Genomic DNA, 24170 nt, shown 5'->3' on the forward strand with positions numbered 1-24170 from the left:
AGGCCATCATGATCATCGTCACCGGGGCCGGCGGCGAACTCGGCCGGGCGGTCGTCGAACAGCTGCTGGAGCGCGTGCCCGCGCAGCGGATCGGCGTCAGCGTGCGCGACCCGGAGCGGGCGCGCGGCTTCATGGACCGGGGCGTACGCGTCCGGCGCGGCGATTTCGCCGACCCCGCGAGCCTCGCCCACGCCTTCGAGGGCGCCGCCAAGGTCCTCGTCGTGTCGACGGACGCCACCGGCGAGGCGGCCGTCCGCCACCACCGCACGGCCGTCGAGGCCGCGGTGGAGGCCGGCGCCGGGCACGTCCTCTACACGAGCCACATGGGCGCGAACCCGTCCTCGCCCTTCCCGCCGATGCCCGACCACGCCGCCACCGAGGTGGCCCTGCGGGACTGCGGCGTCGCCTTCACCGCGCTGCGCAACGGCTTCTACGCCACCTCGGCCGTGATGCTGCTCGGCGCGGCGGCGCGGACGGGCGAACTGGTCGCGCCGGAGGACGGACCCGTCGCGTGGACCGCCCATGCCGACCTCGCCGAGGCGGCGGCGCTCGCGCTCACCGGGGAGGACCTCGACGGGGTGACGCCCGCCCTCACCGGCTCCGAGGCGCTCGACATGGCCGGTGTCGCGGGGATCGCCTCGCGGCTGACGGGCCGCCCGGTCCGCCGGGTCGTCGTCTCCGACGCCGACTACCGCGCGGGCCTGGTCGCCCACGGGCTCCCCGAGCCGACGGCCGACCTGCTCGTGGGCCTGTTCGCGGCGAGCCGCCAGGGTCGGTTCGCGCCCGCCGACCCCACGCTCGGCAGGCTTCTCGGGCGGCCCACGATCCCCTTGGCGGACGTCCTGAGGCCGGCGCTCACAGGGGCCCGCTGACGTCCGTTCGGCCCACGTGTCCACAAAGACTCGCCCCGACCGGCCCGCCACGATCCTGTGCGGGTCAGCCATCCGTCTCCGCGAAGAAGAAGGTGAATTCCGCGGGAGCGGCAGGCAGTCGGTACGGCGGCAGTACACCGGGGCCGCACGACTGGGAGCCGATGCCCTGCTGGCCGTGGTCGAGGTTGACCCACACCGTGTCGCCCGCCGACAGATCCGTGAGGTGCCCGGCGGCGTCGAGCTGCTCCGACGTCCAGCGGCGCGCCGTGAACCAGAACTCCGGTTCTCCGTCGACCCGCAGTCCGCCGATCTCCGCCCACCGGACGTCGGGGCGGGCGCCGTTCTCCTGCGGACGGACGTACGGCGTCTGGAGCTCGTCGACCGTCGACTCCCAACGAGCCACGAACGAAGCCGACTTGGTGTCCGGGTACCCCTCGCCGGGGCCACCGCCGAACCATCTCACCCGGTCGGCCGTGCCCGCGAGCCCCAGCCGGACCCCGAGCCGGGGCAGCGGCAGCGTCCAGTCGCCCTCCGGAGCCACGGACACGGTCAGCCGCAGCCGGGTCCCGTCGGACGTCCACCGGTACGCGGTACGCAGGGCCACCTCGGTCGCCGCGGGCGCCACCCGGGTCCGTACGGTCAGCGCGTCGTCGCCCGCCTCCACCGCCTCCAGGCGGTGCCGCATCCGGTGCAGGCCCAGCTTCCGCCAGAGCGGGCCGAGGCGCGGATCCGCCTGCCAGGCGGCACCGTCGTCGTTGTCGGTGGGCGCACGCCACACGTCCAGACGCAGCCCGGTGACCGCGACCCCGCCGACCGAACGCAGCGCACCCGTACGGGCGTCGAAGGCGGCCGGCCCGAGGGTGATCAGGCCGTCGCCGAGAACCGGACGCGCACCGGCGGTCATGGCGATCGGCGCGCGCCCGGTGACCGGGACCTGGGCCCAGGCCACCTCGTGGCCCTTCGGCCCCCACGCCGTGTCCGCGGCCAGCAGCGCCCGTACCGTCCACCCCGTCTCGGCGCTCCCGCCGCCGGTGGGCCGCTCCGGCAGCCTCACCACGGCCGACTCGCCCGCGGCCAGGGCGGGCACGGCCAGCGGGCCCGCCCCGACGGTCTCGCCGTCGGCGTGGAACGACCAGGTGAAGGCCAGCGCGGAGAGGTCCGCGAAGTCGTGGGCGTTGGTGATCCGTACGGTCCCGTCCGCGCCGGGGCCGTCGATCAGGACCGGCTCGATCACCTTCTTGTACTCGGCCAGTCCGGGCGAGGGCGTCCGGTCCGGGAAGACCAGGCCGTCGCAGACGAAGTTCCCGTCGTGCAGCTCCTCGCCGAAGTCGCCGCCGTACGCGAACCCGTACCGCTCGTCCTTGACGCCGTGGTCGATCCATTCCCAGACGAAGCCGCCCTGGACGCGGTCGTGCGAGGTGAAAAGGCGCTGGTAGTCGGCCAGTCCACCGGGGCCGTTGCCCATGGCGTGGCCGTACTCGCAGAGAAGGAAGGGAAGTCCGCGCCGCTTGGGCGGTCCGCCGTCCAGGCCCCGGCCGATCCGCTCGACCTCGTCGTGGACGGTGTACATCCGTGAATACACGTCCGTGTCACGGCAGTCGTGGTCGCCCTCGTAGTGGATGAGACGCGAGCGGTCCCGGCCGCGGATCCACTCGGCCATCGCGGTGAGCCCGCGGCCGGTGCCGGCCTCGTTGCCGAGTGACCAGAGGACGACGGAGGGGTGGTTCTTGTCTCGCTCGACCATGCGCGCCGCGCGGTCGAGCAGCGCCGGGGTCCAGCGGTCGTCGTCCACCGGGTTGCCGCGCCAGGCCTGCGCGACGAAGCCGTGGGTCTCCAGGTCGCACTCGTCGATCACCCACAGGCCCAACTCGTCGCACAGGTCGAGGAAGGCGGGGTGCGGCGGGTAGTGCGAGGTGCGGACGGCGTTGATGTTGTGCCGCTTCATGAGCAGCACGTCCGCGCGCATGGTCTCCAGGTCCAGGGCCCGGCCCCGCTCCGGATGCCACTCGTGCCGGTTCACGCCCCTGAAGAGGATCGCCGTGCCGTTGACCCTGATCAGGCCGTCCTCCAGGGCCACCGTGCGGAAGCCGATCCGCAGCGGGACGCGCTCGCCCTCGGTCGCCAGCATCCCGTCGTACAACCGTGGTGTCTCCGCGGTCCACGGCTGGACCGGCACGGTCACGGACTCGCCGGTCGCCGCGTCGATGCCGAGGGCGGGCACGGTGACCCGCCCGTCCACGTCGGAGTCGACGCGCAGGGTCCCGGCGCCGGTGGTGTGGTCGTACGAGGCGTGCACGAAGAAGTCGAGCACCGCGCCCGCCGGACGGTGCAGCAGCGTGACGTCACGGAAGACGCCGGGCAGCCACCACTGGTCCTGGTCCTCCAGGTACGAGCCCGACGACCACTGGTGGACCCGGACGGCCAGCACATTGCCCGTGGGCTTCAACAGATGGCCCACCGCGAACTCGTGCGGCAGCCGTGAGCCCTTGAACTCCCCGACGTCGGTGCCGTTGAGCCAGACCCGGGCGCAGGACTCGACTCCGTCGAAGCGCAGCACCGCCGCGCCGTCGGCGGGCCACTCGGACGGCAGGTCGAAGGTGTGCAGATGGTCACCGGTCGGGTTCTCGGTCGGCACATGCGGCGGGTCGACCGGGAACGGGTAGCGGTGGTTGGTGTAGATCGGCGAGCCGTGTCCCTGCAACACCCAGTGGCCGGGCACGGACACCCGGGCCCAGTCCCCGGCGTCGTAGCCCTCCGCCGCGAAGGAGTCGTCCTGCGCGTCGGCGGTGGGGGACAGACGGAAGCGCCAACTACCGTTCAGGGACAGGGACATGGCGTCCGAGGACACGTACCGGGCGCGCGGCGGGAGCGCTTCGCCGCTGGGTGTGACGTCCTCGACGTAGTCGACGGCGGACGGATGTTCCTCCGGGCCGGGGGCGGCCGGGAACCTGGGCGGGGTGCGGAAGGACATGGGTCTCCTGGTTCGGCCCTGGACGCCGGTCTGCCCGAGCCCCGCACCAGCCGGTGCCGAGGGGGAGGTACGCGAACAGCACGGGCAACGCGAACAACGCGAACAACGCGAACAACGCGAACAACGCGAACAACGCGAACAACACGGACACCAGGGGCAGGGTGGGTGGTGCGGTGCGGTGCGGAGGGAGCCTCCCTTCCGGTGTCAGGACAGTGGTGCGGTACGGCTTTGCGCGGGGACGGAGCGGCGCACGGCGGTGCTGTCGTGCACGGGTCTGAGTCCCACCGCGTCGAGGGCCCCTTCCAGGGCGAAGGTGGCGGCGCCCAGACAGACCGGGTCGCCGGGAACGGGGGAGAGGACGATCTCGGTGGCGGCCAGCGGACGCTTCAGCGCGTGCCGGGCGACGGCCTCACGCACCTCGCGCAGCAGCGGCTCGCCGAGCGCGGCGGCGACCCAGCTGCTGAGGACCACGACTTCCGGGTTCAGCAGGTTGACGAGGACCGCGATGCCCGCGCCGAGGTATCGGGCCGTGTCCCGGACGACCTCGACCGCCACCGGATCGCCGGCGGCGACCGCGCGCGCGAGCGCGTCGATCGTGGCGGTCTGGTCCCCGGGACGCAGCAGCGGACTGTCCGGGCTCGACTCCTGTAGATGGAGCATGATGCCGGGCGCCCCGACGTACGTCTCCACGCAGCCGTGATGGCCGCAGTGACAGGGCCGTCCGTCCAGGACCAGTGTCGTATGGCCCCACTCGCCCGCGCTGTTGCTGACCCCGCGGTGCAGCGCGCCGCCGAGCGCGAGTCCGGCACCGACCCCGGTCCCGAGATTGACCACGACCGCGTCCCCGCGCCCCCGGGCCGCGCCGAACCACAACTCGGCGACCGTGCAGGCGCGCAGGGGATTGTCGAGGTGGAGCGGGTACGCGAGGTGCTCGGAGAGCAGGTCGCGCAGCGGTACGTCGTGCCAGTCCCAGTTCGGGGCGTACTCGGAGATCCCGGTGTCGCGGTCCACCTGACCCGGCACGCTCACCCCGACGCCGAGGACGCGCGCGCCCCCGGGGCCGGCCTGGGAGACCACCGATTCCACGGCCGTGACGACGTGTCCGACGACCTGCTCCGGGCGGCTCTCGCCGGGCCGCATGTCCTCGGCGGCGCGGGCGAGCACGTTCAGCGCGAGGTCGAACAGCTCCACACGGACGTAGGTCTCCGCGATGTCGACGCCGATCAGCGCGCCCCCCGACGCGTCGACCGAGACCAGACCCCGCGGGCGGCCTCCCGCGGAGTCCTCGAACCCGACCTCGGTCAGCATCCCGAGGTCGAGCAGCTCGCCGACGAGCGTGGCGACCGTGGCCAGACTGAGTCCGGTGACCGCCGCCAACTCCTGGCGGGAGGTGGGGGACTTGGCGATGATCTGGCGCAGTACCTCGTAGCGGTTCGCGGTGCGGATGTCGCGTGATGTGCGCTTCACTGGCCTTGCCACCTCGGTCCTCCGAACCACGAGCGGGCCCCGGGCGGTCGTCGCCGACGCGTGACGTGCGGTGCGGACCGGGGCCCGGGGCGGGGCGCGTGAGCCCCGGCGCGGCGCAAGGCTACGGCCGGGGACCGACGTTCGACAAGGGGTTAGGAAAGGGGGTGGAGAAAGTCCGACACGAAGGCGTTGGCGAACTTGCCCGCCGGGTCCGTCGCACGGGCCAGCGCCCGGAAGTCGTCCAGTCGCGGATAGCGCCCGCGCAGCACGTCCGACGGCACGGTGAACACCTTGCCCCAGTGCGGCCGCGGATCGAACGGCTCCAGCGCCGCCTCGACCCGCCGTACCACCGGCAGCACGGCGTCGGTGTCCTCGACCCAGGTGAAGTGCAGGGCCACGGTGTCCCGTCCGTAGGCGGGGCTCAGCCACTGCCGGTCGGCGGCGACCGTGCGCACCTCGCAGATCTGCAGCAGCGGAGCGACGCTCCCGCGGATCGTGTCGAGTGCGCGCAGCGCGTCCGCCGCGTCCGGGCGCGGCAGCAGGTACTCGGACTGCAACTCGGACCCGCTGCTGGGGGTGAACTCCGCCCGGAAGTGCGGCAGTCGCTCGTGCCAGGGGCCGGGGACACCGAACTGCCGGGTGCAGTTCACGGCGGGCATGCCCGGGACCGGGTGCATCGCCTCGGTGGCCGGCGTCCCCCACGGGAAGTCCGGCAGCGGCTGGTCGGTGCGCCGCTTGAGCCACGCCTGCCGGAAGCCGGGCCGTCCCCAGTCGGTGAACAGACTCACGCTGTAGGCCGTCGCCGCCACCGTCTCGAAGTCCAGCCCGTCCTCGGGGAGTTCGGTGAACACGTGCTGGCTCACCTCGAAGTCCGGTTCCAGGTCGAGGGTGAGCGAGGTGACGACGCCGAGCGCGCCGAGCGAGGTCACCGCCCCGTCGAAGCCCGTGTCCTCGCGGCCGATCGTCAGGGCCGAACCGTCGGCCGTGATCAGCTCCACCTCGCGGACGGCCGAGGCGAGCGAACCGTTGCGCATGCCCGAGCCGTGCGTGCCGGTCGCCACGGACCCGGCCACCGAGATGTGCGGCAGCGAGGCCATGTTGTGCAGGGCGAGCCCGTGCTCGTGGACCCGGCGCGCCAGCTCCGCGTAGCGGACGCCGCCCGCGACCCGCACCGTACGGGCCGTCGTGTCGACGTCCACGACCGGGGGCAGCGCGGACAGCGAGAGCAGGACGCCGCCTCGGCCCGGGTCGGCGATCTCGTTGAAGGAGTGCCCGCTGCCCAGCACCCGCACCCGGTCGCTCTTCGCGACCAGGGCCGTGAGCGCGTCGTGCGACTGTGGCCGGTGCAGTTCCTCGGCGGTGTACGTGATGTTGCCGGCCCAGTTGGTCAGGGGCTTGGTCATTCCTGTCGTCCCTCTCCGGGGAGTCGCCGTTCGCGGCCGTGCGGTGCGCGGCGGCCACTGCTGGAAACTACCTCGTCGCCCCGGGCGTCCCACCGGCCCGTCCATTGACCCTCTCACGTGGCGCCGCCTAACGTAGAGAACGCTTTCCCCCGAGGTCGCCGAGCCGGAAGGCCGACTCCTTGTCCGAGCGCCCCGTCGCGATGTTCGCCATGACCGCGGAGAACGTGCCGCGTGTCTTCCCGCCCGGGGTGCTGGCCCGGCTGCGGGACCTCGTCGACATCGATCCCGGCCTGGTCGCCGAGGACTTCACCCGGCCCGCCGTCCGTGAGGCGCTGGCCGGGACCGAGATCCTGATCAGCGGCTGGGGGTGCCCGCCGCTGGACGCGGCCGTGCTGGAAGCGGCGCCGGAACTGCGTGCGGTGCTGCACGCGGCGGGCTCCGTGAAGGGTTTCGTGACCCCCGCGGTCTGGGAGCGGGGGCTCGTGGTGTCCTCGGCGGCCGGGGCCAACGCGCTGCCCGTCGCCGAGTACACGCTCGCCATGATCCTGCTCGCGGGCAAGGACGTCTTCACGTACCGGGACCGCCTGCGCAGCGAGCGGATGTTCCCGCACCAGGGGGTCGTCCCCGGCATCGGCAACCTCGGCCGCCGTGTCGGCGTCATCGGGGCCTCGCGCACCGGACGTCGCCTCATCGAACTGCTGCGGCCCTTCGATCTGCGGGTGAGCCTCGCGGACCCGTACGTGGACGAGGCCGGGGCCGCCGCGCTCGGAGTCGCACTGCTGCCGCTCGACGCACTGCTCGTCGGCAGCGACATCGTCAGCGTGCACGCACCCGAGACCGCCGGGACACGGCATCTGATCGGACGTCGCGAACTCGCCCTGATGCCGGACGGATCGGTGCTCGTCAACACCGCGCGCGGCTCGCTCGTCGACCACGACGCGCTGACCGACGAGCTGCGGGCGGGGCGGATCGCGGCGATTCTCGACGTGACCGAGCCCGAGCCGCTCCCGCCGGACTCCCCGCTGTACGACCTTCCGAACGCCTTCGTCACGCCGCACCTCGCGGGTTCCCAGGGCAACGAACTCGCCCGGCTCGGCCTGGTGGTGGTCGGGGAGGCCGAGCGGCTGGTCTCCGGCCGGGTGCCGGAGTTCCGCGTGGACGAACGGGAGCTCGGCCGGATGGCGTGACGGGGGGACGGCGGGGGCGACGGGGGCGTGACATCGGCGAGGGCCTCCCGCAGGTGTCGGAGCCAGTCAGGGGTCGCGACGGATTTCGTCGAAGGCGACATATTGAGCTGCTGATTTCGTCGAACGATAGCTGTATGTATGCGCTATCGGTAATATCCGCTTCATGGTCCACAATCCGCTCCCCGAGACCGACCTCACCCGACACCGCCGTCTGCGCGAGCAGGGCTCCCTGGACAGGGGCGAGCTGGACGCCATCCTGGACGCGGGATTCGTCTGCCATCTGGGGGTGGTCGTCGAGGGCCGGCCGGTGGTCGTGCCGACGGTCTTCGGACGCGACGAGGAGTCGTTGTACGTGCACGGCTCGGTCGCTAGCCGGAGCCTGGCGGCGGGGGCGCCGGTCTGCGTGACCGTCACGCACGTCGACGGGCTCGTCCTGGCGCGGTCCGTGTTCGAGCACGGGGTGAACTACCGGAGCGCCATGATCCACGGCGTACCGCGGAAGGTGACCGACCCGGAGGAGAAGACGGAAGGGCTGCGCCGTCTCACCGAGCACGCCACGCCGGGCCAGTGGGACTACGCCCGCCGCCCGAGCCGCCGGGAACTGGCCGCGACCACCCTTCTCGCCCTCTCCCTGGAAGAGGCCTCCGTGAAGATCCGTACGGGCGCCCCGGGCGACGGGGACGGGCCGGACGCGGCGCTCGGACTCTGGGCCGGGACACTGCCGCTCACGACGGTCTGGGGCGCACCCGAGCCCGACCCGCTGCTGCCGCCCGAGCTGGTCCCGCCCGCGCACATCGCGCGACGCGAGGGGACCCGGCACGGCTGACGCGCAGGCAGGGGCATACCGTGAGGAGTCGAGCCACAGGGCTCGGCACGAGCCGGGAGCGAGGAGAACGGGATGGGCGGCAGCCGCACCGCGCTGGTCGAGGATCTGATGGAGCGGTTCCCGCACGTACCACGGGAAGCCGTCTTCAAGGAGGACCTGCTCCGCGGGGGTGTGGCCTTCGACGCCTCGGCGCTGAGCGACACCACCAACGAGGCGGCCGGTGACGTCAAGCCGAAGTCGTACTTCATCTTCTCCTTCGACCACGGCACCCTGCCCGAACTGGGCGAGGCGGCCCTGAGGCGTCCGCCCGAGGAGATCATCCTCACCGGCGGCCCGTACGACCTGCGGCGGACGGTCGTGTCCGTGCGCGTCAACCCCGCCTCGCCGTACCGGGTGGCCGCCGACGAGGACGGCGTGCTCGGGCTGTACCTCGACGGCAAGCGCATCTCCGACGTCGGCGTGCCGCCGATGCCCGAGTACTACCGGCACACCCTCTCCAACGGGAAGTCCGTGATGGAGGTGGCTCCCACCATCCAGTGGGGCTACCTGATCTACCTCACCGTCTTCCGTGTCTGCCAGTACTTCGGTGCCAAGGAGGAGTGCCAGTACTGCGACATCAACCACAACTGGCGCCAGCACAAGGCGGCCGGACGCCCGTACACCGGCGTGAAGGACGTGGAGGAGGTCCTGGAGGCGCTGGAGATCATCGACCGGTACGACACCGCCAAGGCGTCGACCGCGTACACCCTCACCGGCGGCGCCATCACCTCGCGGGTCGCCGGCCGCGACGAGGCCGACTTCTACGGGCACTACGCCAAGGCCATCGAGGAGCGGTTCCCGGGGCGGTGGATCGGCAAGGTCGTCGCACAGGCGCTGCCGCGCGACGACGTACAGCGGTTCAAGGACTACGGGGTGCAGATCTACCACCCCAACTACGAAGTGTGGGACCGCCGTCTCTTCGAGCTCTACTGCCCCGGCAAGGAGCGCTACGTCGGCCGCGACGAGTGGCACCGGCGGATCCTCGACTCCGCGGAGATCTTCGGCGCGCGCAACGTCATCCCCAACTTCGTGGCGGGCGTGGAGATGGCCGAGCCGTTCGGCTTCACCACGGTCGACGAGGCCATCGCCTCGACCACCGAGGGGCTGCGCTTCTTCATGTCGCACGGCATCACCCCCCGCTTCACCACCTGGTGCCCGGAGCCGACGACCCCCCTGGGCAAGGCCAACCCGCAGGGCGCGCCGCTCGAGTACCACATCCGTCTCCTGGAGGCGTACCGCTCCACGATGGACGACTTCGGGCTGTCCTCCCCGCCCGGATACGGGCCGCCCGGACCGGGCAACGCGGTCTTCTCGGTCAGCTCCTTCATGGACAGCCTTCCGGCGCTGGAGCCCGCGGTCGCGGACACGAGCGGGCCCGCGGTCTCGTGAAAGCCGCCTGAGACCGAGACTTTCCGGCCTCCCTTCCGTACTACGGGAGGGAGGCCCTTGCGTGGTGCCACGACCGTTCGCGGTGCCCCGAGAGGCACCGGGAACGCCCGTCGCATGAATTGAATGCCTCGCTTGTCAGTTGTGCGGAAACCGTGAAAGGCTCGGGCCCCGTCGTTGAGATGGCCACCAACTCTCCAGTACAGAAGACGAGTTGGGATTTGCGTTCTTTGACGTAGCACATGGAAGCAGTTGATGCAGGAGCCCCCCATGCCCGACCTGCCGACCCCCCAGGACGCCGCCGAGGCCGCGCTGCTCTCGGAGTGCTGGGACGCGGTCCTGTCGTACGCCGATCTGTGCACGTCCGGTTCGGCCGCGGCCACGCGACTGGCGACCGAGGCCTTCACGCACGGCATCACCGAACTGCGCGCCGCCACCAAGGCATCGAAGAACACCGGCACCGGGCGCAGGGTGCTCCGGCTGCCCCGCATTCCCCTGATGCTGACCTCGGTCCGGGCCGCGGCCGCCGCCTGGGAGGGGGGCGGCCTGGGCCACCGGCTCGACCCCGACCTGCGGCTGTGGCTCAACTCCGAGAAGGCCACGCGCTACACCGGTCCGCCGCTGCACCGCCCCGTCGCGCTGCGCGGCCTGCAGGACATGCAGGAGCCGGACGCCGCCCTCCTCTGGCTGGCCGAGGTCGAATCGCTGCCACTGCCCGCCGTGGCCCGGCGGCTCGGCCTGGACCCGTCGACAGTGGCCACCGAACTCACCCAGGTACGGGCGCTGTTCCGGGACCGTTGCCATCGCAACCACCTCGACACCCCGATGGACGCCGACTGCCGCAGCTACGCACGGCTCCTGGACGCGGTCACCCGCTCGTCCGGCGCCGAGACCCCCGGTGACCTCTCGCGGCATCTCGCGCGCTGCGTGCGGTGCGCGGAGGCGGCCGCCTGTCTGCGGCTGCACGGCGGCGGGCTGCCCGCGGCGATCTCGGGCGGAGTGATCGGCTGGGGCGGACTCGCGTATCTGGAACGGCGGCGCCGCGCCGCCGAGGCGGGACTGGCCGGCGGCCGTACGGACGCGGCCGTGGACACGGGCCTCGCCGAGGGCGGGCCGGTCCGGCCCCGGATCGGCCGGACCGGGATCCTGGTGGCCGCCGCCGTCGTGTCGGCGCTGGCGCTCACGGTCTCCCTGATGCCCTTCGGCGGTTCCCACGGCGGCGGTACGCCCGCGTCCGGCGCGCCGGACGAGCGGCAGCCGGTGGCGGAGCCCGTGCCTTCCCTCCCGGTGGCCACGTCGGGCTCGCCCACCGCCACAGCCACAGCCACCGCCACCGCGGCCTCGACGGCACGGCCGGAGGCCGGCTCCGACCCGGAGGCCCAGGGAGAGTCCTCCGAGCCCGCGGACACGTCGCGCCGGCCGGCGGACGTCACCAAGAGCGCGTCGGCGGACTGCGCGGTGAAGTACGAGATCGTCAACGAGTGGCCGGACGGCTTCCAGGCCACCGTCACCGTCACCTCCGCCGAGGCCCTCGGCACCTGGCGGCTCGGCTGGACCTTCGACGACGGCCAGCGCGTCGGCCAGATGTGGGACGGCACCTTCGCCCAGGACGACGCCAGGGTCACGGCCACCGCCGCCGACTACAACAAATCCGTCGCCGCCAACGGCACCTTCGCCTTCGGCTTCCTCGGCTCGTGGAGTGGCGCCAACTCGGCCCCGCACGACTTCACCCTCAACAACGACCGGTGTGACGCCGGTAGTTGAGGGGCGCCTGCTGGGTGCCGGCCGGTCGAGGGCGTCGGTCGGGGAGGGGCGGTCGCACGGGCTCGCCTCCGGCCCGCGGTGGCGTATGCCGGTCCGGCACCGTGCGGGAGCGGAAATATCCGGTGGCGCCGAGAATCGGCTCTCTATACAGTGAAGACCGCTTCACACGGTGGCCGTCGGCCGCCGCTGCCGGCTGAGCGATGAAGGAGGTGTGACCGATGGCTGTCACTGAGATGGGCGTTTCCCGCATCCAGAAGTTCATCAAGTCCACCTCCGTGGCCGCCGGCTGACCTTCCACCTTCTTCGCGCCCGAGTGCGCGTGCCGGGGCCACCCTTGTGAAGGGTTTCCCTTGACTTCCTCCGTTTTCCCCGCGGCACACCCTCTCCAGCCGTACGGCTGGGACGACGCCTGGGCGGACGAGTTCGCTCCGTACGACGCCGAGGGGCTGCTGGCCGGGCGGGTCGTCCGCGTCGACCGCGGGCAGTGCGACGTGGTCACCGCCGACGGTGTCCTGCGCGCGGACACCGCGTTCGTGACCCCGCACGATCCGTTGCGGGTCGTGTGCACGGGCGACTGGGTCGCCGTCGAACCCGGGGGCCACCCGCGCTACGTACGCACGTATCTGCCGCGCCGTACCGCCTTCGTGCGCTCCACCTCCTCCAAACGCTCCGAGGGACAGATCCTCGCGGCCAACGTCGACTACGTCGTCGTCGCCGTGTCGCTCGCCGTGGAACTCGAACTCGGCCGCATCGAACGCTTCCTCGCACTGGCCTGGGAATCCGGCGCGCAACCCGTCGTCGTCCTCACCAAGGCCGACCTGGTGCCGGACCCCGTCACCCTCGGTCACCTCGTACAGGACGTGGAGACCACCGCGCCGGGGGTCGCCGTACTTCCGGTGAGCGCCAGCAAGGGCGAGGGGCTCGACGTGCTGGCGGCCGTCCTCTCCGGCGGCACGACCGTGCTCCTCGGACAGTCCGGCGCGGGCAAGTCGACCCTCGCCAACGCCCTGATCGGCGAGTACGTGATGGATGTCCAGGCCGCGCGGGACGTGGACGGCAAGGGCCGCCACACCACCACGACCCGCAACCTTCTCGCCCTCCCCGGCGGCGGCGTCCTCATCGACACACCCGGTCTGCGCGGCGTCGGCCTCTGGGACGCCGAGTCCGGGGTCGGGCAGGTCTTCTCGGAGATCGAGGAACTCGCCGGGGGCTGTCGTTTCCACGACTGCGCGCACGTCGCCGAGCCCGGCTGCGCCGTGCTCACCGCCGTCGAGTCCGGCGCCCTGCCCGAGCGACGCCTCGACAGTTACCGCAAGCTCCTGCGTGAGAACCAGCGCATCGTCGCGAAGACCGACGCGCGGTTGCGGGCGGAGATCCGGCGGGACTGGAAGCGGAGGGGTGCGGAGGGGAAGGCGGCCATGGAGGCCAAACGGGGCCGTTGACACTGGGTCTGGGCAGGGGGGTGGGGTTCGGGTGCCGCCGTCCGTGACTGGGGGCTCCGCCCCCGGACCCCCGCCAGGGGCGCTGCGCCCCTGGACCCCCGCCCTCGCCCGAAGGGCTCGTCCTCAAACGCCGGACGGGCTGACATACCCAGCCCGTCCGGCGTTTGAGGACGAGGCCGTTCAGGCCGAAGCGGGGGTCTGGGGGCGGCAGCCCCCAGGAACGGGAACGAGCCTCACGTCCGATTCCCGCCAGCCCCGGCGGCAGCCACCCCGCACACTGGGACACGTGATCGACGAAGAGACCAGGTACGAGGCCGTGCGGAGCAGAGACGCCCGGTTCGACGGGGAGTTCTTCTTCGCGGTGGAGACGACGGGGATCTACTGCCGGCCGAGCTGCCCGGCGGTGACCCCGAGGCGGCGGAACGTGCGCTACTACACGACCGCGGCGGCCGCCCAGGGCTCGGGATTCCGGGCCTGCCGCAGATGCCGCCCGGACGCCGTGCCGGGCTCCGCGGAGTGGAACGTGCGGGCCGATGTCGTGGGTCGCGCCATGCGGTTGATCGGTGACGGTGTGGTGGACCGCGAAGGCGTCGGCGGTCTCGCCGCACGTCTCGGGTACAGCACCCGCCAGGTGCAGCGGCAGCTCACCGCCGAGGTCGGCGCGGGCCCCGTCGCGCTGGCCCGTGCCCAGCGGGCCCACACCGCCAGGGTCCTGTTGCAGACCACCGGACTGCCGGTCACGGAGATCGCGTTCGCGGCCGGGTTCGCCAGCGTGCGGCAGTTCAACGACACCATCCGCGCGGTGTACGCCTCGACGCCCAGCGCACTGCGCGCCGCGGCCTCGCGCGGCGCGCCCGGCACCAGGCGCGCGGACACCCCGGCCGCCGGGATCCCACTGCGCCTCGCCCACCGGGGGCCGTACCGGTCGACGGCCGTCTTCGACCTCCTCGCCCGTGAGACGGTCGCGGGCGTGGAGGACATGAGCGGCGTCCGCGGTCGCCGTACCTACCGGCGCACCCTCCGCCTTCCGTACGGCAGCGGAGTCGTCGCGGTGAACGAGCGCGCGGACAGGCCGGCGTCCCGGCCGGGCGGCTGGCTCGACACCCGGCTTCACCTCACGGACCTGCGTGATCTGACCACCGCCGTCCAGCGGTTGCGGCGGCTGTTCGATCTCGACGCCGATCCGTACGCGGTGGACGAGCGGCTGGGAGCCGATCCGCTGCTGGCGCCGTCGGTCGCCGCGCGACCCGGTCTGCGGTCGCCGGGTGCCGTGGATCCGGACGAACTGGCCGTGCGCGCGCTGGTGGGGCGGGCCGCCGCGGAGCGGCTGGTGCGCCGGTACGGGAAGACACTGGACGCCCCGCACGGGACGCTCACCCATGTGTTCCCGGAGCCGGCCGTCCTCGCGGAGGCCGAGCCGGACGGCCCCCTCGGTACGCTCACCGCCGCCCTCGCCGACGGCACACTGCGGCTCGACGCGGGTGCCGATCGCGACGCGGCGGAGGCGGCCATGCTCGCGCTGCCGGGTATGGACGCGCACACGGTCGCCGTCGTCCGGACCCGCGCCCTCGGTGACCCCGACGTGGCACCACCCGGCGAGGACGTCCCGGAGGCGTGGCGACCGTGGCGTTCGTACGGGGTGCGACACCTCAGGGCGGAGCAGGAGGACGCGGCGGCGGCACGGGGCGAAGGGCGCTGGGAAGTCAGTCGACCAGGCCCCAGCTGTGGATGCGCCGCGGATGGACGCGGATCAGTTCCTCGCTGAAGTGGGGGCCCAAGTCGTGCGGACCGGTGAGCAGTTCGGCCTCGCCGCGGATGTCGATGCCGCGTACCTTCCACGGCCGGAGACTGACGACGTCGTCGACGACGAGGGCGACCTTCGGGTTCTTCCGCAGATTGCGCCACTTCTTGGTGGTGCCCATGGCGTGGCCGCCGATCAGGATCGTCCCGTCGTCCCGGGGGAAGAACCCCACGGGGTTCGCCTGCGGCTGGCCGTGGGCGTCGACGGTGGCCAGCCGTCCCAGCCGCTGCGATTTCAGATACGCGCGCTCGGCCTCGCTGAATTCGGTCATGGCAGCAGCCAAACACGTCGGCGCCGGGCACGCATCGGGCCGAGGACCCGGAGCCTGGAGGGGAGCGGGAGCGGGTGCCACGGGTCAATGCGCTTGAACCGGAGTGCGGCTGACGGTGTGACATACCGTTGGGGGCGCCGGTGACCGGGGAAGCCATGCCGCATGACCCGCGTGATCATGGTCCGGCACCTTGTCGCCGCCCTGGCAACCGTCCTGACGCTCGCCACACCGTGCGCGAGAGCCGACACGGGCCCCGGCCCCGCCCCAGGAGGTGACCCCGCCGTACGGCGCTGGACGGGCACCTGGGAGGCCGCCCCTCCGGCACCGCCCCGGCCCGGCCCGGCGCCTCGATCCGCAACGTCGTGCACACGAGTGTCGGCGGCGAGGCGGTCCGCGTCCGGCTCTCCAACCGGTTGGGCACCGAGCCCCTGCTGCTCGGGGCCGTCACCGTCGCGTTGCAGGAGCCGGGGGAGCCCGCGGGACCGGACGCCGTCCCGGGATCGATGCGGACGGTGACCTTCGCCGGTGCCGGGTCGGTGGTCGTCCCGCCGGGCACGGACCTGGTCGGCGACCCCGTCCGCCTGCGGATCCCCGCCGACGCCAACCTCCTGATCTCCGTCCACACCCCGGCCGACTCCGGCCCGGCGACGTACCACCGCTCGGCTCACCAGACCAACTTCCTCGCCCGCGAGGGTGATCGGACCACGGACGAGCGCGGTACCCGGTACACCGTCGGCCTCGACAACTGGTTCTACGTGACCGGTGTCGACGTCCTGGGCGCCCCCGCCGCGGGGAGCGTGGTCACACTCGGGGACTCCATCACCGACGGGACCGGTTCGACCCCCGACACCAACCACCGCTGGCCCGACCGGCTCGCCGCCCGGCTGCGCGACCTCCCCCCGTACCGCCGGCTCGGTGTCCTCAACGCGGGGATCTCCGGAAACCGGCTGCTGCTCGCGGGCAGCGGTCCCAGCGCCCTGGACCGGCTCGACGCCGACGTGTTCTCCCGCACCGGGGTGCGCGCGGTGATCGTGATGGAGGGCGTCAACGACATCAAGGGCACGCCGGAGCAGCGGGACCCCCGTGCCCTGGAAGGCGCCTACCGCCGGATCGTGACGCGCGCGCACGCCCTCGGGCTCCGGGTCGTCGGCGCCACGATCACGCCGTACGGCGGCCATCCGGCGTGGACCGAGGCGCGCGAGGCCGTCCGGCAGGAGGTCAACGCCTTCCTCCGCGAGGGCGGCCTCTTCGACGCGGTGGCCGACTTCGACGCCGCCGTCCGCGACCCGGCCGACCCGTACCGCATCCGCCCCGCCTACGATCCCGGCGACCACCTCCACTTCAACGACGCGGGTATGCGGGCGATGGCCGACACGGTCGATCTGGGAACGCTCGTTCCCGACAGGTCCTGAGGGAGGGCGGCCGCGGTCCCCGCCCGGGAGCGTCAGCCCCAGACCACCGCGCCCAGCCACGCACCCGCGATCAGCAGACACGCGAACAGCTCCGTCAGTACGCTCCAGCCGCCGGACCGCATCAGGGTCCGCACGGTCGAGCAGGCCCGCTCGTGCCCGCCCACGCCCAGCCGCTCATGGAGATAGATCCCGCCGACGAAGCCCGGCACCGCGCCGATCACCGGCAGCAGACAGAAGCCGAGCAGCGCCCCGGTCCCCGCGTACAGCCCCGTACGCGGGGTGGCGCCGCCCTCACGGAGCCGCCGGGGAGGCAGCGCCCAGCGGATCGCCTGGGCCAGCAGCAGGACCAGGGTCGCGCCCACGAGCACGCCCCAGGCCAGTACCTGCGGGGCGCTCAGCGCCCACCACAGGACCGCGGCCCAGACGAGCCACGACCCCGGCACACCGGGCACCAGCACTCCGCACACGCCGAGCGCGATCACCACGCCGACCAGCAGGAGTTCCCACACTCCCATCTGTCCAGGGTGCCGGAGCGGACGGAGGACCGCAGGTCAGCCCCGGGCCACCCAGCCCTTCTCGTAGGCGTGCCAGCCCAGCTGCAGCCGGGTCGTCACGTCCGTCAGCTCCATCAGCCGCTTCACCCGGCGCTGGACGGTCCTCAGACCCAGATCGAGCTGTTTGGCCACGCTCGCGTCGGTCAGCCCGGCCAGCAGCAGCGAGAGGATCTCCAGATCGGTGCCGTCCGGGCCGTCCGGCCCCTGTTCCTCGAAGCCCCGGCTGCCCAGCCGCAGCGGTAGCGCGTCCCGCCACACCGACTCGAACAGGCCCGACAGCAGCTCCAGCAGCCCGCTGGCGTGCACGACCAGCGCGGCGGGCTGGGCGGTGTGGGAGGTGTGGGAGGTGAGCGGCACCATCGCGAGGGTCCGGTCGGCGATCACCAGTTTGGTCGGCACCTTGTCCCGCACCCGTACCTCTTCCTCGCGGCCGAGCGCGGCGGACAGCTCGGTGACACCGGCGGGCTGGTCGAGTACGGCGCGTTCGAGGACGACGCGGTAGCGGACGCCGCGCCCGGCCGCCTGCTCCTCCGCGTCGTTGTCCATTCCGGAGACCGCCACCGGGTTCCCGGTGACCAGGGCGCACACCTCCTCGCTCGCGCCGAGCTGGAGCTGCAGGAAGCGCTGGGTGACCGCCGCCGCGCCGATCACCACCTCGACCAGGTCGTGGACGGCGGGTTCGGTGGCCTGCGCGCGGTACTCCTCGGCGAGCAGCGCGGCCGCCAGTTCCGCCTTGTCCAGCTCGTGCCGCTGCTGGGTGAGCAGCGCGCCGAGCGCGACCCCCGGAGGCGCCGCGACCCAGCGTCCCGGCCGCGCCGACGACTGGGCCGCGAGTCCGTGCCGTTCGAGCCGGCGCAGGGCGCGTTCGGTGTCGTACTCGCCGAGCGTGAGCCGGCGTGCGAGATCGGGCACGTCCGCGGCGCCCACGGACACCAGTGCCCGGTACGCCGACTCGTGCGTCTCGTCCAGACCTATCGCTCCCAGCATGCGGCGATGCCCTCCCCAGGTTCCGTTCCGGCCGGGCCGTGGCGGAAACCGGCCACGGCGCAAACCCGCCTCGGCACATCATCGCCGCAGCACCCGCAACTCTGCCAAGCTCACGTCACCGGGGCACCGGTCACCGCCGGTGGAGGCCTGCCGGGAATCCCAGGGAAGTCCCGGCGGAGTTCCAGGGAAGTCCCGGGCAAGTCCCAGGGAAGCAGGTCGCGCTCAGGGGTGAATCCGGCCGACCTGAACGGCGCGTCGGCGGGCCGGACCGTGGTGCGGGCCGGTGAGGTGCGCGGGACCCGGTCATCCAGTCGCCGCCGGGCGGTTCTCCCGTGGGGGGTGGGATCGTCCGGCGGTTTCTCCCGAACCTCCTTTGCCCGCGCCGTTGTTCGAGATTTCGAAGGCTGGGCGTTCAGTGGACCGGTCGGGTGGCCGGATTTCCGGATGCCCCGTTTTCAACCGGCTCCCGCGGTGACAATTAGGGGCATGAGCCAGCAGGGGGAGAGCCGCACCGGTCACGAGGACGATTGGTGGGGGCAGTTGTACGACGACTCCACCCAGGACACGGGGCCCGCCGTCGCGCCCGATTCCCTCGACGACCGGTTCGCGTCGGCCGCGGGGACGGTCGGGGCGGGTACGGCCGGGGCCGTGAGCCGGGGCGGGTTCCGCCGGCTGGTCGCAGACGCCGGAGCGTGACACCCCGCCACCGGGGGAGCCTCCCGCGCCGCCGGAGCGGCGCGGCGGCGGCTCGGGGCCCTGGCACGGCGCGTCGCGCCGCGGCGTGGCCCCCGGGCCGCTTCCGACCCGCCGCTCCGGGACGACCCCGCACGCGGGCGGGCCCCCTGGGAACCGCCGCGGGCCGATCCTCCGACACCCTTCACCCCGCCCGCGCCCGCTTCACCGTGGACGCCCAAGGATTCGTCCGCGCCCGCCGATCCGCCGAGGCCCGCCGATCCGCCCGTATCCGTCGGGCCGTCGGCGCCGGCCGCCCCGCCCGTGTCCGCCGGACCATGGGCAGGCGCCGACGCGTCGGCCCCCGTCGGTCCGTCCGGGCTTGTCGGTCCGCCGGCCCCCGCCGATCCGCCGGCATCTGCCGGGCTGTCGGCGCCCGCTGCCGCGCCTGCGTCCGCGGACCCGTGGGCAGGTGCTGGTTCGTCCGCGTCCATCGGTTCGTCCGGGTCCGCCGGTCCGTCCGCGCCCGCTGATCCGCCGGCACCGGCCGGTCCGCCGAGGCCCGCTGATCCGCTTTAAGCGTCCGCCCGCCCATGGGCAGGTGCCGATTCGTCCGCCCCCGTCGATTCGTCCGCGTCCGCCGGTCCGTCCGCGCCTCCCGATCCGCCGAGGCCCGCCGCCCCACCGCCGCCCGCCGGTCCGTCCGCGCCCGCGGCCTTCCCGCTCGGGCCGACGCCTCCGGGGTACCGAGCCGAGGTTCCGCCGAGCGCCGTGGCCCCGCCCGCACCCCCGCCCCCCACGGCGTCGCCCGCGTCGGCCGTCCCGGCAGCCGTGCCGCCGCGGCCTCCCGGGCCCCCGCTGGACACCCCGGCCGCGCTCCCGCCGCCCCCGGCCTCCCCGGGCGGCGCACAGCCCGACACCTGGGCCCCGCACACCCCGGCCGCCGAGCCCCCGGCCGCCGCTCCGTCGCCCACCCGCCCCGACCTGTCCGTCCCCGCGCCGTACGAACCCGTGCCCGTCGCTTCCCAGGAGCGGCCCTCCGTGGCCCACGTGGGCTCGGGCCCGCCCACCTACGACGCCGAACCCACCGCGCTTCCGCCCGCCGACCCGGACGGTCTCGACGACCTGGTCTCCGACACCGTGCTGGACGGGGCGCGCTACGGGACCAGCACCCTGCGGGCGGTCTCCGTGCGCGGGGACTCCGCGCGCTACCGCGGTGAGCCGCGCCGCGACGCCCTGCTGACCGCCCGCTTCGGGACCGCGGAGCAGGCGCTCGTGCTGGTCGCGATGGCGACCGGAGCCCGTGCCACCCCCGGCGCGCACCGGGCGGCCGCCGAGGCCTGCCGGTGGATCGGACGGGCCGTCGGGCGCAGTCACGCACGGCTCGCCGAGGACATCCGGGCCGCCCGGCGCGGGGACCTGAAGTCGGGGCTGCACCGGCTCACCGACCGCAGCCTCGGCAAACTGCGCGCGAGCGCGGCCGAGCAGGGCGTCGAGCCCGAGGACTACACCGCGAGCCTGCGCTGTCTGCTGCTCACCGCGGACCCCGAGTGCCGTACGCGTGTCTTCTTCGGCGTCGGCGACGGCGGTCTCTTCCGGCTGAGGGACGGCGAGTGGCAGGACATCGAGCCGCGGACCGGCGACACCGTCGGAGAGCCGGTGGTCGGCTTCGGGTCGCTGCCCCACGAGACCCCCGAGGGCGACCGGCTCACCATGGACCTGGGCATCACGACACCCCCGAGCCCCTACGAGCCCGCCCCCGCACCCCCGCGTGCCCCCTTCCGTTTCCGTGCCTCCGTCGCCCGGCCGGGTGACACGCTCCTGCTGTGCACGGGCGGCCTCGCCGATCCCCTGCGCGGCGAACCGGGGCTCTGCGAGCACCTGACGACCCGCTGGTCCACCGGCGGGCCGCCGGGGCTGGCCGCGTTCCTGGCCGACACCCAGGTGAGGGTCAAGGGATACGCGGACGACCGGACCGCCGCGGCGGTTTGGGAGGCGTAACCGCGTTCCCTGTGAATTCATGGACCCCAGAGGACGGACTCAAGGGTTCCAGGACCACTAAGGGGTGCGTGCAGCATGGCCAAGCAGAACGTCGCCGAACAGTTCGTCGACATCCTCGCCCGCGCGGGGGTCAAGCGCCTGTACGGCGTCGTCGGTGACAGCCTGAACCCGGTCGTGGACGCGATCCGGCGCAATTCCGCGATCGACTGGATCCACGTCCGGCACGAGGAGACCGCCGCCTTCGCCGCGGGAGCGGAGGCCCAGATCACGGGTCGGCTCACCGCCTGCGCCGGCTCCTGCGGCCCCGGCAACCTCCATCTCATCAACGGTCTGTACGACGCCCACCGCTCCATGGCCCCGGTCCTCGCCCTCGCCTCGCAGATCCCCTCCAGCGAGATCGGCCTCGGCTACTTCCAGGAGACCCATCCCGACCGGCTCTTCAGCGAGTGCAGCCACTACAGCGAGCTGATCTCCAACCCGAAGCAGATGCCCAGGCTGCTGCAGACCGCCATCCAGCACGCGATCGGCCAGTCGGGGGTCAGTGTCGTGTCGCTCCCCGGCGACATCGCCGCCGCTCCCGCCCCGGAGAAGACCGTCGAGACCGCCCTCGTCACCTCCCGGCCGAGCGTCCGCCCCGGCGACGCAGAGATCGACAAGCTCGTCGCGCTGATCGACGAGGCCGACCGGGTCACCCTCTTCTGCGGCAGCGGGACGGCGGGGGCGCACACCGAGGTCATGGAGTTCGCGGAGAAGATCAAGTCACCGGTGGGACACGCGCTGCGCGGCAAGGAGTGGATTCAGTACGACAACCCGTTCGACGTCGGCATGAGCGGTCTGCTCGGCTACGGCGCGGCCTACGAGGCCACGCACGAGTGCGACCTGCTCATCCTCCTCGGCACCGACTTCCCCTACAACGCCTTCCTCCCGGACGACGTGAAGATCGCCCAGGTCGACGTCCGCCCCGAACACCTGGGCCGGCGCTCGAAGCTGGACCTGGCGGTCTGGGGCGACGTCAAGGAGACCCTGCGCTGTCTCACCCCGCGGGTGCGCGCCAAGGGCGACCGCCGCTTCCTGGACAAGATGCTGAAGAAGCACGCGGACGCGCTCGAGGGGGTGGTGAAGGCGTACACCCGGAAGGTCGAGAAACACGTTCCGATCCACCCCGAGTACGTCGCCTCGGTGGTGGACGAACTCGCCGACGAGGACGCGGTGTTCACCGTCGACACCGGGATGTGCAACGTCTGGGCGGCACGCTACATCTCGCCCAACGGCCGCCGCCGCATCATCGGTTCGTTCTCGCACGGTTCGATGGCGAACGCGCTGCCGATGGCGATCGGCGCCCAGTTCAGCGACCGCGCACGCCAGGTCGTGTCGATGTCCGGCGACGGCGGCTTCTCCATGCTGATGGGCGACTTCCTCACCCTCGTCCAGTACGACCTGCCGGTGAAGGTCGTCCTCTTCAACAACTCCTCCCTCGGCATGGTCGAGTTGGAGATGCTGGTCGCCGGGCTTCCGTCGTACGGGACCACCAACAAGAATCCCGACTTCGCGGCCGTGGCCCGGGCCTGCGGCGCCTACGGGGTCCGCGTCGAGAAGCCCCGGCAACTGGCCGGCGCCCTGAAGGAGGCCTTCAAGCACAAGGGCCCCGCCCTCGTCGACATCGTCACGGACCCCAACGCCCTGTCCATCCCGCCGAAGATCAGCGCGGACATGGTGACCGGCTTCGCGCTGTCGGCGTCGAAGATCGTCCTCGACGGCGGAGTCGGCCGCATGCTCCAGATGGCCCGTTCGAACATCAGGAACGTACCGAGGCCTTAGGCGTATTGACCCGCAGGGGTTTGTGTCGACGCGGGTGACGGGCGGCCGGTCCGCTGCCGCGGGCGGACCGTGTGCCCTCGTCGAGTACGGCCGGACACGCAGCCGAGAGTCGGTGGATGGGCCGAGCGCCCGTGGTCGGTACGTCGGCCCGCACAGGAGGCTCCGGGTGGTGCGCCACCGTCGGACGCGCCGCCGTCGTGAGCCGTTCGCGCTCCGGCTCACCTCCCCCACGCGCCCCACGGAGGGCGGCACCCGGAGAGGCCGTGCGGCGGTGAGGGAGACCGGAACGGGGGTGCCCCGGGCCTGCGCCGAGGCGGGCGGGACGTTCCCGTACGGGGGCAGGGCGCCGCACCCGAGCGGGTGTGCCATCCGCCCCCGTGGCGGCGTCCCGACCGCCCACCAGGGCTTTTCCCGCCGAATCCGTGACGAGCGCGACGACTGCGAGGCGCCCATACGCGGCCCGGAGTGCGGGCTCCACCGGTCGCCGGACCCGGGAGCGTCCGCCGTCCCCAAGACATCGACGGCCTCCGGCCCGGGCCTCGCGCCCGGTCGACCGGGTCACCCCGGCAGGTGCGCAACTCCCGGGGGGCGACCGCCGTTCCCCGGAGCGCGGGCGGACGGGTGCCGGGAGCCCAGGCCCGTCACGCCGCCACGCTTTCGCTCCCGCATGGCCGAGGGTTGACGAATCGACATGACTGCCGTCTCGCGTAGGAGGGCATGGATTCCCGTGAACATGTTCGATCACGAGGGGAATCGGCATCGGCATGCAGGCGGGGGTCATGAGAAGGCAGGTACGAGGGCGCGGTCCCGTTGCGATCGGGGCCTCCACGGCAAAGGCGATGATGGAGGAGACGTCCGGGAGTGCGGCGGATCAACCCGCCACCGCGCAACTCAGGCGCAGGCTGGCGAGGGCGGACCTACGGGCGGTGCCCGAGGCACGCAGAGCGCTGAGGGAACTCTTACGGCACTGGGGGAGGCCGGGAAAGTCCGAGATAGCCGAGCTGCTGACCAGCGAGCTCGTCACCAACGCTCTCATCCACACCGATCACGACGTGATCCTGACGGCCACCGTCCGGCCCTCCGGACTCCGCGTGGAGGTACGGGACTTCGTGGGACGCAGGCCCAGGCCGCGGGTACCGGACGCCGACGACGGTACGCACGGCAGAGGACTCGTCCTCGTACAGTCCCTCGCGGACGCGTGGGGCGTTCGGGCCCACGGCGTCGGCAAGTCGGTCTGGTTCGAACTGGACGGCGGCGCGGTGTAGTCACCGCGCCGCCGTAATTCCTGTCCGGACGT

Annotated in this window: 18 protein-coding genes; 12 read left to right on the plus strand and 6 right to left on the minus strand. The window is 72.9% G+C overall.

Annotated elements, in window-relative coordinates:
* The first annotated feature begins 8 nt into the window (after nt 1-8).
* Entirely contained in the window at nt 9-872 is an 864-nt protein-coding gene (locus HEP85_RS30405) for an NAD(P)H-binding protein (RefSeq protein ID WP_329527686.1), read from the plus strand.
* A 64-nt stretch (nt 873-936) separates the two neighbouring features.
* Here HEP85_RS30405 and HEP85_RS30410 read toward each other — a convergent pair whose 3' ends face one another.
* The 3 genes from HEP85_RS30410 to HEP85_RS30420 all read right to left on the minus strand — a co-directional run bounded on the left by HEP85_RS30410 (nt 937) and on the right by HEP85_RS30420 (nt 6713).
* A complete protein-coding gene (locus HEP85_RS30410; RefSeq protein ID WP_168530743.1) occupies nt 937-3843 on the minus strand; it encodes a glycoside hydrolase family 2 TIM barrel-domain containing protein in 2907 nt (968 codons plus the stop codon).
* Between the two features lie 204 nt (nt 3844-4047).
* On the minus strand, nt 4048-5310 hold the full coding sequence (locus tag HEP85_RS30415; RefSeq protein ID WP_168530744.1) for an ROK family transcriptional regulator: 1263 nt from the start codon (nt 5308-5310) through the stop codon (nt 4048-4050).
* 152 nt (nt 5311-5462) lie between these two features.
* Nucleotides 5463-6713 carry an FAD-binding protein gene (locus tag HEP85_RS30420; protein ID WP_168530745.1) on the minus strand — a complete coding sequence of 417 codons (1251 nt, stop codon included), beginning with the start codon at nt 6711-6713 and terminating at the stop codon, nt 5463-5465.
* A 179-nt stretch (nt 6714-6892) separates the two neighbouring features.
* Between HEP85_RS30420 and HEP85_RS30425 the strand changes: the two genes are divergently transcribed.
* From HEP85_RS30425 to HEP85_RS30450, 6 genes are all read left to right on the plus strand, one after another.
* Complete coding sequence (locus HEP85_RS30425; protein WP_168530746.1) at nt 6893-7900, plus strand: hydroxyacid dehydrogenase; 1008 nt, start codon at nt 6893-6895, stop codon at nt 7898-7900.
* Nucleotides 7901-8063: 163 nt separating this feature from the next.
* Complete coding sequence (locus tag HEP85_RS30430; protein ID WP_168530747.1) at nt 8064-8726, plus strand: pyridoxamine 5'-phosphate oxidase family protein; 663 nt, start codon at nt 8064-8066, stop codon at nt 8724-8726.
* A 72-nt stretch (nt 8727-8798) separates the two neighbouring features.
* Nucleotides 8799-10154, plus strand: coding sequence for a radical SAM protein (locus HEP85_RS30435; protein ID WP_168530748.1), 1356 nt, complete (start codon nt 8799-8801; stop codon nt 10152-10154).
* 267 nt (nt 10155-10421) lie between these two features.
* Nucleotides 10422-11915: a cellulose-binding domain-containing protein gene (locus HEP85_RS30440; protein WP_365218929.1), complete on the plus strand. Its 1494-nt coding sequence runs from the start codon at nt 10422-10424 to the stop codon at nt 11913-11915.
* 350 nt (nt 11916-12265) lie between these two features.
* Nucleotides 12266-13357, plus strand: coding sequence for a ribosome small subunit-dependent GTPase A (gene rsgA / locus HEP85_RS30445; protein ID WP_168530749.1), 1092 nt, complete (start codon nt 12266-12268; stop codon nt 13355-13357).
* 289 nt (nt 13358-13646) lie between these two features.
* Entirely contained in the window at nt 13647-15122 is a 1476-nt protein-coding gene (locus tag HEP85_RS30450; RefSeq protein ID WP_329295121.1) for an AlkA N-terminal domain-containing protein, read from the plus strand.
* Here HEP85_RS30450 and HEP85_RS30455 read toward each other — a convergent pair.
* Nucleotides 15061-15429 carry a PPOX class F420-dependent oxidoreductase gene (locus tag HEP85_RS30455; protein ID WP_168530750.1) on the minus strand — a complete coding sequence of 123 codons (369 nt, stop codon included), beginning with the start codon at nt 15427-15429 and terminating at the stop codon, nt 15061-15063. The genes HEP85_RS30450 and HEP85_RS30455 overlap by 62 nt on opposite strands.
* A gap of 362 nt (nt 15430-15791) precedes the next feature.
* Between HEP85_RS30455 and HEP85_RS30460 the strand changes: the two genes are divergently transcribed.
* Entirely contained in the window at nt 15792-16841 is a 1050-nt protein-coding gene (locus HEP85_RS30460) for an SGNH/GDSL hydrolase family protein (protein ID WP_369657907.1), read from the plus strand.
* A gap of 32 nt (nt 16842-16873) precedes the next feature.
* On the opposite strand, the gene HEP85_RS30465 is transcribed toward HEP85_RS30460, so the two are convergent.
* Both HEP85_RS30465 and HEP85_RS30470 read right to left on the minus strand, forming a co-directional pair.
* Nucleotides 16874-17356, minus strand: coding sequence for a DUF456 domain-containing protein (locus tag HEP85_RS30465; protein WP_168530752.1), 483 nt, complete (start codon nt 17354-17356; stop codon nt 16874-16876).
* A 36-nt stretch (nt 17357-17392) separates the two neighbouring features.
* Nucleotides 17393-18382 carry a LuxR family transcriptional regulator gene (locus HEP85_RS30470; protein WP_168530753.1) on the minus strand — a complete coding sequence of 330 codons (990 nt, stop codon included), beginning with the start codon at nt 18380-18382 and terminating at the stop codon, nt 17393-17395.
* Nucleotides 18383-18868: 486 nt separating this feature from the next.
* Here HEP85_RS30470 and HEP85_RS30475 point away from each other — a divergent pair, with 486 nt between their 5' ends.
* From HEP85_RS30475 to HEP85_RS30490, 4 genes are all read left to right on the plus strand, one after another.
* Nucleotides 18869-19078, plus strand: coding sequence for a hypothetical protein (locus tag HEP85_RS30475; RefSeq protein ID WP_369657908.1), 210 nt, complete (start codon nt 18869-18871; stop codon nt 19076-19078).
* 960 nt (nt 19079-20038) lie between these two features.
* Nucleotides 20039-21055 (plus strand): PP2C family serine/threonine-protein phosphatase, encoded by a 1017-nt coding sequence (locus HEP85_RS30480; RefSeq protein ID WP_369658139.1) that lies wholly within the window; start codon nt 20039-20041, stop codon nt 21053-21055.
* A gap of 75 nt (nt 21056-21130) precedes the next feature.
* A complete protein-coding gene (locus HEP85_RS30485; RefSeq protein ID WP_168530754.1) occupies nt 21131-22873 on the plus strand; it encodes a pyruvate dehydrogenase in 1743 nt (580 codons plus the stop codon).
* Between the two features lie 842 nt (nt 22874-23715).
* Nucleotides 23716-24138: an ATP-binding protein gene (locus tag HEP85_RS30490; RefSeq protein ID WP_168534169.1), complete on the plus strand. Its 423-nt coding sequence runs from the start codon at nt 23716-23718 to the stop codon at nt 24136-24138.
* The last annotated feature ends 32 nt before the right edge of the window (nt 24139-24170 follow it).

Source organism: Streptomyces sp. RPA4-2, from assembly GCF_012273515.2.
Lineage (GTDB): Bacteria > Actinomycetota > Actinomycetes > Streptomycetales > Streptomycetaceae > Streptomyces > Streptomyces kaempferi.